The sequence below is a fragment of the Mesorhizobium sp. Root695 genome (assembly GCF_001428185.1).
Taxonomy (GTDB): domain Bacteria; phylum Pseudomonadota; class Alphaproteobacteria; order Rhizobiales; family Rhizobiaceae; genus Mesorhizobium.
Genome location: NZ_LMHO01000040.1, coordinates 1 through 3783, shown reverse-complemented (window position 1 = coordinate 3783; position 3783 = coordinate 1). Strand labels below are relative to the sequence as shown.

Sequence of the window (3783 nt, the reverse complement as noted above, 5' to 3'; positions counted from 1 at the left end):
CGATGCGCTCGAGGTCGGCGAAAACGCGATAGCGACGCTCGGCATGGAGCTGGTCGATCGCTTCCTCGAAGAACCGCTGATAATTCATGTCGACTTCCCTTTGCCTATTGCGCAATCGCTGGTGCCGCCGCACCGTCCCCGCTGCTTGGCATTTGGCAAGGATTAAACGTAGCCGTTTGCGGGAAAGGCCGACCTTGATTCATGCCAATATCACGGAGCCTGAGATGTCTTTTTTGATCAGTTCGATATGAGCCGATGCAGTGATCCGCTGCGCAGGACGGAACGTGTCACGCCGCCAAAGGTCATTTCCCGCACACGGCTGTGGCCATAGCCACCCAGAACAATCAGATCAGCCGCAATCTCCTTGCCGACCTGGAGGAGCAGTTCCGCCGGTTCGGAGCGCCGTGCATCCAAGACTTCCGATCGGGCCTTTACGCCGTGTCGGGTCAGGAAGAGTTCGACGTCCGCAACCTTCTCCGCAGGTCTGGTATCCCCGTTGTCCACGGTGGCGATCACGACATCCCTGGCGGTGATCAAGAAGGGCATGGCGTCGACGACGGCGCGTCGCGCTTCCCGCGTGTCGTTCCATGCAATCAAGATGCTTTCGGCCTTGATCGGGGCACAGGGTTTCGACGCCACAAGTATTGGGCGGCCGGCTGCAAGGATGAGACTTGCCGTGTCCAGGGTGCGGTGATGGTCGGCCACCAGATCGATCGCCGGCGAGCCGGTTATGATTAGATCGGCGGCACGCGCATTGAGGGCGAGCTGCCCGGTCGGATTCCCTATTTCGCCGCGCCACGACGAGCGATTGCTGCCGTTGACGGTGCTTAGAAACTCTTCTCTCAGGCAGTTGAGGCGACCTTCAATCTCCTCCATTTGGGACCACATCGCCCTCGCGGCGGCCTGATTGTCGGTGCCGGTTGGGATGACAAGATGCGGCTCGGCCGCACAGAAGCCGATCAGGTCGGCATCATGCCGTTGAGCAAGATCCCACGCCATCGAGATGCGTGGCGCGGCGATGCAGTCCACGTCCAGCTGAACCATGATCGTTTTGAAGGCCATCGCTGCAACCCTTTTTGCGTTGAAGCGAGCTAGCCACGAAGGAAGGGCGACGACCTTGATGCGTGTCAAACGCGGCAATGAGATCAGTGGCGCTCGATTGCTCGTGAATCCCGGCAAAGGTCATACGCCGGTTGATCCGGATCAACGACCCGGCGACGAATGGCGTTAGCCTCGTGTGGTGCAGACTTTTGTTTGCGTCGCTTCACACGGAGTATCGATCATGCAGACCTATCCCGAACCGTCGCAGTTCGGCATGCAACTATTGCCGATGGCGGAAAATGGCCAGAAGGTCGTCCTCGCCGCGGCGTCTCTTCAGGCGCACGCTTTCAAGGCAATTATGCGCTATCACATCGAAACGATGGCGTTTCTAAAGCATCGCTATGAGCAGGATGCCAAGCTGGCCGATGATCTCATCGCCGGCTCCGAGTTCAACGATGCCTTCGACATCTTCTCCGCCTTCCTGCAGAATGCGACATCGGAATACGCCATCGAAGCAGGCAAGGTCGCAGCGCTGACCTCCAGGCTGGCGTCGGAAACGGCAAGGCGCTTGCGCAAGGAAGCCAGAACCGCCATCGAGGACGTGGCGGCGAAGACAGTTGCGTAGATCGGAAATGCGGAGGCCTGCAACCGTGAGCGACTATATGGGCAATGGGGGTCGCTGGCGGCGTCGATGGGTTTGCGCGCTTGCGGCGGTGTTGCTTGGTTCTGTGCTGCCTGCACAGGCCAACGGCCTGACAGAACGCGGTCAAGCATTGGTTGAGTTCAATTGCGCCCGCTGCCACGCCGTTGGAAAAACCGACAAAAGCAGCCATCCCGACGCTCCGGCGTTTCGCACCTTGTCGAAGCGCTATCCGATCACGGATCTCGAGGAAGCCCTCGCCGAGGGTATTTCGACCGGCCATCCGGACATGCCCGAATGGGTTGCGAGCCCCGACCAGATCGAGGCAATCATCGCTTACATCAACAGCTTGCAGCAACCGTGATCGAGGCCACGATCGAGGCAGGCGACGAACCTGACGGCCCGTTGCGCGATCGGAGTTCACGCAAGCCGCTCTGTAACATGCAATCGACCTCGCGGCCGATTGCGGCGCCAGCAGGCTGGCCCAGATCGATCTAGGGCAACATCCGGTCGGCGGCACGGAAGAACGTCCGCGCATGGGCCACGATCTGAGCTTGCGTAGGATGATCCGCCGGTTCAATGCCGACGATGCGATCCTTCAACTGGGAGTGGTGGTGGCGGATATGCTTGGCCAGTTCATCCTTTGCCGATCCTGGTCCCACGATCAGCCATTCCTTCGCCGGCTCCAGGGCCTTGACGACTTCGTGGTAGAAGGCATTGTTTTCCGGTGCACTTTTGCCGTCGACGGTGCCTGCCTTGTTATGGGTCTGATGATGCGCCAGCGTGGTGGCGAGCCTCAGGCTCTCGGCTGCCTCACGGTTGAAGAAAAACACCTTGGCTTCGCGATGGTCCAGCCAGGCGACGGCATGTTGGGCCTGCATGTTGATACATCCTTGAGGTTATTGTTGAGGGATGAGCGCAAACTTCGCCGTGAGACGGCGAATGCCTCACGCAGGCTGGGACTCCAGCGTTGCCAGGATCGAGCCGGGTTCGATGACGGCATTTGCTGTGGCGACAATCGTTGCGCGGCCATCTGCCGGAGCGACGATCTCGTGCAGCGCGTCTTCAACGCGAACTTCGGCTATTCGCTCACCGGCCTTGATTGTGTCACCGCTGGCAATGAACCAACGCTCCAGAATGCCCTCGGGCAACATGCTGGATGCCCATAGCGCCTCATCGACCTTGAGTACTGCATCACAATTCTCCTTCGTGGTAGAATGATAGGTCATTCGCCAGGCTGGGCATTGATCACGATCAAGGAGCAGACAGGATGCAAGCCCTCGCGCAGGCGCAGATCGGCGCCTGTGACAATGTCTCGACCAAGCACGTTCTGGCTGCGGCTGACGAAGAGGCCGGTGATGTAGCACCCCGGCCACAACATTCGCGTCAAAGCCGGCATCGGAAGAGCTCTGGATGCTGAAACGATTGGTCAGCCGGCGGCCTTGCATCCAGCCGACCCCTTGGGAGCACCAGAGGGAAGTCTGGGTGCTGACATGCTTCCTGCTGTCTGCCAATGCCAGCTTCAGCACCGGCAGCTACCACCTCGTGGATGGCGGCTACACAGACAAATTTGGAACCTCGTCCGCTCGGAACGACAGACACGCATACTTGCCCACGATCGCATCACGCGATTTCAGAAATGATCCAGATCAAGGCGCGAACCTGCGCTTGAGGGATCATTGAACGATGTGGAACCCAATCCTCAGCGCACCGTTTGGTCGCGACCTCGAACTGGCCGTCTTCGACGAGGAGGGGGCGCATGCGCTCGTATTTCCCTGCACAAGGGCTCGGGAAGGCTGGAAAAACGCCATCACTGGCGCCCGTGTTGACATCCGGCCGACCCACTGGCGCGATTGGGTGCCGGAGCAGGCCCAGGCCAGATTTGACAAACCTCTCGAAGGCTCTCCCTAGGTGTTCAGTCCCGGCATTTGCTGGATCGGGTTTAGGGTGAACCGTTGCGGGTCATTTGTCCATGATTTGCATATGAACTCGTAAGGCGTGAGGCCCTTTAGGGTCTTGAGGCGGCGAGCAAAATTGTAGGCTGCTACGAAGTCATTCAGGTGTCTGCGCAGTTGATCGTGATCGTCGTAGTGGAAGCGTTT

Annotated in this window: 6 protein-coding genes and 1 pseudogene; 3 read left to right on the top strand and 4 right to left on the bottom strand. The window is 59.3% G+C overall.

Annotation, left to right across the window (positions count from 1 at the left end):
- Window positions 1-237: 237 nt before the first annotated feature.
- Entirely contained in the window at window positions 238-1062 is an 825-nt protein-coding gene (locus ASD99_RS25275; RefSeq protein ID WP_057145277.1) for a universal stress protein, read from the bottom strand.
- Between the two features lie 220 nt (window positions 1063-1282).
- Between ASD99_RS25275 and ASD99_RS25270 the strand changes: the two genes are divergently transcribed.
- Together ASD99_RS25270 and ASD99_RS25265 are read left to right on the top strand one after the other, a co-directional pair.
- Entirely contained in the window at window positions 1283-1666 is a 384-nt protein-coding gene (locus ASD99_RS25270) for a phasin family protein (protein ID WP_056583861.1), read from the top strand.
- A gap of 37 nt (window positions 1667-1703) precedes the next feature.
- A complete protein-coding gene (locus ASD99_RS25265) occupies window positions 1704-2045 on the top strand; it encodes a c-type cytochrome (RefSeq protein ID WP_057145276.1) in 342 nt (113 codons plus the stop codon).
- Between the two features lie 130 nt (window positions 2046-2175).
- Here the strand turns inward: ASD99_RS25265 and ASD99_RS25260 are convergent, their stop codons facing one another.
- Together ASD99_RS25260 and ASD99_RS25255 are read right to left on the bottom strand one after the other, a co-directional pair.
- Window positions 2176-2562 (bottom strand): hypothetical protein, encoded by a 387-nt coding sequence (locus ASD99_RS25260; protein ID WP_057145275.1) that lies wholly within the window; start codon window positions 2560-2562, stop codon window positions 2176-2178.
- Between the two features lie 66 nt (window positions 2563-2628).
- Complete coding sequence (locus ASD99_RS25255; RefSeq protein ID WP_244482784.1) at window positions 2629-2835, bottom strand: lipoyl domain-containing protein; 207 nt, start codon at window positions 2833-2835, stop codon at window positions 2629-2631.
- Window positions 2836-3144: 309 nt separating this feature from the next.
- Between ASD99_RS25255 and ASD99_RS34975 the strand changes: the two are divergent.
- Window positions 3145-3244, top strand: a pseudogene (locus ASD99_RS34975) (short-chain dehydrogenase); the annotation flags it as partial.
- Window positions 3245-3588: 344 nt separating this feature from the next.
- On the opposite strand, the gene ASD99_RS25245 reads toward ASD99_RS34975, so the two are convergent.
- A partial coding sequence (locus ASD99_RS25245) for an IS3 family transposase (protein WP_156389079.1) occupies window positions 3589-3783 on the bottom strand: 195 nt, incomplete at its 5' end.

Bases quoted from the DNA above. Each gene is read 5' to 3' on its own strand.
- ASD99_RS25255 (WP_244482784.1), bottom strand. From the start codon at position 2,835: ATGTTGCCCGAGGGCATTCTGGAGCGTTGGTTCATTGCCAGCGGTGAC.
- ASD99_RS25260 (WP_057145275.1), bottom strand. From the start codon at position 2,562: ATGCAGGCCCAACATGCCGTCGCCTGGCTGGACCATCGCGAAGCCAAG.
- ASD99_RS25270 (WP_056583861.1), top strand. From the start codon at position 1,283: ATGCAGACCTATCCCGAACCGTCGCAGTTCGGCATGCAACTATTGCCG.
- ASD99_RS25265 (WP_057145276.1), top strand. From the start codon at position 1,704: ATGGGCAATGGGGGTCGCTGGCGGCGTCGATGGGTTTGCGCGCTTGCG.
- ASD99_RS25275 (WP_057145277.1), bottom strand. From the start codon at position 1,062: ATGGCCTTCAAAACGATCATGGTTCAGCTGGACGTGGACTGCATCGCC.